At 73.2% G+C, this 3,662-nt stretch carries 4 protein-coding genes; 3 read left to right on the forward strand and 1 reads right to left on the reverse strand.

Going from position 1 to position 3,662, the window contains the following annotated elements; all coding sequences use genetic code 11:
• The first annotated feature begins 490 nt into the window (after positions 1–490).
• Both CCN44_RS41200 and CCN44_RS41205 read left to right on the forward strand, forming a co-directional pair.
• Positions 491–1,189, forward strand: coding sequence for a DUF6230 family protein (locus CCN44_RS41200; protein ID WP_059253572.1), 699 nt, complete (start codon positions 491–493; stop codon positions 1,187–1,189).
• A gap of 5 nt (positions 1,190–1,194) precedes the next feature.
• Positions 1,195–1,635, forward strand: a complete 441-nt coding sequence (locus tag CCN44_RS41205) for a DUF6114 domain-containing protein (RefSeq protein ID WP_223283750.1) — start codon at positions 1,195–1,197, stop codon at positions 1,633–1,635.
• Between the two features lie 302 nt (positions 1,636–1,937).
• Here CCN44_RS41205 and CCN44_RS41210 read toward each other — a convergent pair whose 3' ends face one another.
• Positions 1,938–2,474: a hypothetical protein gene (locus CCN44_RS41210; protein ID WP_094372868.1), complete on the reverse strand. Its 537-nt coding sequence runs from the start codon at positions 2,472–2,474 to the stop codon at positions 1,938–1,940.
• Positions 2,475–2,766: 292 nt separating this feature from the next.
• On the opposite strand from CCN44_RS41210, the gene CCN44_RS41215 reads away from it, so the two are divergent.
• The coding region (locus CCN44_RS41215; RefSeq protein ID WP_086704329.1) for a sporulation protein at positions 2,767–3,662 on the forward strand (896 nt) is incomplete at its 3' end.

Below are 3,662 nucleotides of genomic sequence, written 5' to 3' on the forward strand. Positions count from 1 at the left end.
CCGCCCCCTGGTCCGGCCGGGCCGGACCAGGGGGCGGCCGGGCACGGGAGGAGAAAGGGGAACGACCGTGCCGGTGCCGCGCTGCGAGGTGGAGCGGTTGCCGTGAACGGGCCGGGAACGCGGCCGGTGCCCGCGAGGCGCGGGGGGTGCCACGCCCGGGACGCGCTGGATGCCGCTTGCTGGATCCGGCGCCACGGATCCGTGGAAACAGGGGAAGTTGTAGACCCGCTCAACCGTCAACGTCAAGCGTTCTCAAGGCAGTTGTTGCAGGCAGTCACCGCTCCGCGCACATCCGACACCCTTTTTTCACATCTCCCTTGACCCCTGAAAGTAACCGGCGGTAACTTCCTCGAAGGCTACTGCCGCGTAACGAGAAAGCCCTTGCGCCCGCCGGGAGTTGCGAGGAGACGTGCGCGGCATCCGCTGTCCGCGCCAGGACACCGCGCCACTGAAGCCCAACCCGCATTGATTCATGCCCATGGGAGCAGACATGGCCTCGTCCCCGGACGTCCCGTCCACCGGCAACACCCCCGAGAACTCGGGCAGCGACACCCCCTCCGACACCCCGAACGCCGCCGGGAGCACCGCGGGCGGCGAGCGACGGGGACGCGTCCGGGCCCGCCGTGCCGCGGTGATGGCGGTACCGGCCACCCTGGTCGCCGCCGGCCTCGCGGTCCTCACCGCGCAGGGCGCGCTGGGCGTGCAGTTCGCCATCTCCGGAATGCCGTTCACGGTCACCGCGACGGAACTGAACGGCACCGGCTTCGAGCAGTTCGGCGGGCTCGACAACATGGCGGAGGGCAGCCCGAACGCCGGGGACACCGGCGGCCAGGTGCTCGTCGTCACCTCCGCGATCAAGCAGGCCACGCTCACCAAGCTGTGCCAGAGCGTCGACCTCGGCGGCACCAATCTGCTGATCACCGCGGGCAGTGGGGCGGAGAAGGTCAGCGCGACCGACCTGACCACCGACTCCACCGAGCTGTCGGGTGACGCGGCGTTCAAGAACATCGAGATCGGCAACGACGCCAGCACGCTGACCAAGGCGGGCGTGAAGGGTCCGATCGGCGTCTTCAGCCAGCAGGCCGACACCGTGCGGATCGCTCACCTGCGGCAGACCAACTACGCGACGACGGCCGGCGTGTTCAAGCTGCCCGGCCTCAAGCTCCGCTTCAGCGACTCGGGCTGCTGATCGCCGTGCCGGACCGTCCACGCCGGGGACCGAGGCTCGCCTTCCGCGGATGGCGGGCCCGCCGGCCGTTCTGGGGCGGGCTGCTGCTCGCCCTCGGCGGCGGCGAGATCCTGTTCACCGAGAAGGCCTCGCTGAAGGTCGTCCTGCACATCGGCATGCAGGGCCTGGCCGGCTATCTGCTGCCGACCCTCATGGTGCTGCTGGGGCTGCTGATCCTCTTCAACCCCTCCCAGCGGCTGTTCTACTCCATCACCGGCATCCTGCTCTCCCTGGGCACCTGGCTCACCTCCAACCTGGGCGGCTTCTTCCTCGGCCTGCTCCTCGGCGCCCTCGGCAGCTGCCTCACCTTCGGCTGGGTCCCGGACCAGGAACCCCGCGTCAGCCGCCGCAAACGCCGCAAGCAGGCACGCGCCCTGACGTCGGAGGGCGCGCAGGGCACGGCCTGAGGACGAGCTCGCCGGCCGGAGCGAACCGCGAGGTCAGGTGCACGTCGGTGCCGCCGGCGCGTCGGCCGTCTCCCCGAGCGAGGCGGGCCGGGCGCGGGCCTCGCGTGCGGTCGTCCGGGAGATGCCGTACGGCACGGCCGGTCACCACGGAGCGGTACGGCGTGCTCCGGCCCCGGTCGGCGCGGCTCCGGCCCACCCGTGGCAGCCACGACCCCGGCCGCAACGCGTCGCCGCGGATGCCACCGCTCCACTCGTCGCCCGGCGTGCCGGCTGCGCCGATCCCCTGCACGCCCCTTGGTCTCTCACTCCTCGCAACCCTCGATGTCGTCCTCGCAGCCCTCCACGTCGGCGGGGGCGATCGTGCTGAGCCGCCACAGTACGAAGCCCTGGGTGTCCCGGCCCGCGGCGGGGACGCGGGCGGTGAAGCGGCCTCCGGCGGGGATGTTGAACTGGTCGGCCTCGCGGTCTCCGCAGGTGACCTCCCACTCGGTTTCCGCGTCGCCGCGGGCGAGGATGAGCGTCAGCGTGCGGTCGGCGGGCGCCTGGCAGGCGATGTCGAAGGTGTGGGGGCGGTCGCCCTTCGGGCTGAAGGTCTTGTCCAGTCCCCGGGCAAGGTCTTCCACCCCCTCGTCGACCCGTGCGGCACCGTCGGGCTCCACGGCGTTCAGGGCGCGGGTGGCGCGGCGTAGGGCATCTTCCTGGGGTGCCTTGCCGTCCCAGGAGGGAGCCGTGGTGCCGGGCCCGGTGGCCGTCTCCCGGGTCTCCTGATCCGTGCAGCCGGCCGTCAGGGCCGTGGCGACGGTGATGAGGGCGAGGGCGAGGCTCCGGCGAGCGCGCATGGGACTCCAGTCGGTGGAAGGGGCGGCGGGCGGCGGGGCGAGCGGGTACGCACAATCCAGCGCGTCGGTCCGTGCGGTGCCGTGGATCGTCACCCGGCCGTCCGACCAGCGTACGGACAAGTCGCCCTTTCCCCGTCCGCACCGAAGCCGCCGCCGGTGACGAGACCGCCGGGCCCCCACGTCCCCCGAACAGGTGACTTGGGAACTTCTTTGCCGTTGCGGCGAGTTCACCGGGCAGACGGACGGCGGTGGAGCGCCGTTCGGGCGAGGCGATGGGCGAAGGGGCCACGGCATGGTGTTCAAGAGGCTGCTGGATGCGACCGGGGTCGGCGGCCCCTCCGTGGACACGGTGCTGGACGACGGCCCGGTGCTGCCCGGCGGCGCGTTGACGGGCCGGGTGCTGCTGCGCGGCGGTGGTGAGGCCGTGGAGGTCGAGCACATCGGCCTGGAGCTGATCGCCCGCGTGGAGGCGGAGCACACGGAGGGCGGGAGCGAGGGCGCGGTCGCCTTCGAGCGGTTCACCGTCGGCGGCGGCTTCCGCCTCGGCGGGCAGGAGGAGCGGGAGCTGGCGTTCAGCGTGCCGCAGCCCTGGGAGACCCCGGTGACCGAGCTGCACGGGCGGCCGCTCGGCAGCGTGCTGGGCGTGCGCACGGAGGTCGCGGTGGCCGGCAGCCGGGACAAGGGCGACCTGGACCCGCTGTCCGTCCGCCCGCTGCCCGTGCAGGAGGCCGTCCTGGAGGCACTCGGCGGGCTGGGCTTCGGCTTCCGCTCGGCCGCCCTGGAGTACGGCCGTATCGGCGGTACGGGCCAGCGGTTGCCGTTCCACCAGCAGATCGAGCTGACCCCGGCCCCGCGGTACCCGCACGCGGTGAGCGAGATCGAGCTGACCTTCCTCGCCTCCCCCACGGGCGTCGAGGTCGTCCTGGAGGCGGACAAGCGCGGCGGGCCGTACGCACCGGGGCACGACGCGCTGACCCGGTTCGTCGTGCCCCACGAGGACGCGCCGGCGCGCAACTGGCCCACCGAGGTGGACACCTGGATCCGCCAGGTGACCGAGCACCGCGACGCCTACGGCAGCCACGCGGCGTACGGCCACGGCGGCAGACCCCTCCCCGGCCGGTACGGCACCGGCGCCGGCCCCTCGGGCCCCGGCCCGGGCACGGCGGTGGCCGCGGGCACGGCGGGCCT

The organism is Streptomyces tricolor (assembly GCF_002155905.1).
Lineage (GTDB): Bacteria > Actinomycetota > Actinomycetes > Streptomycetales > Streptomycetaceae > Streptomyces > Streptomyces tricolor.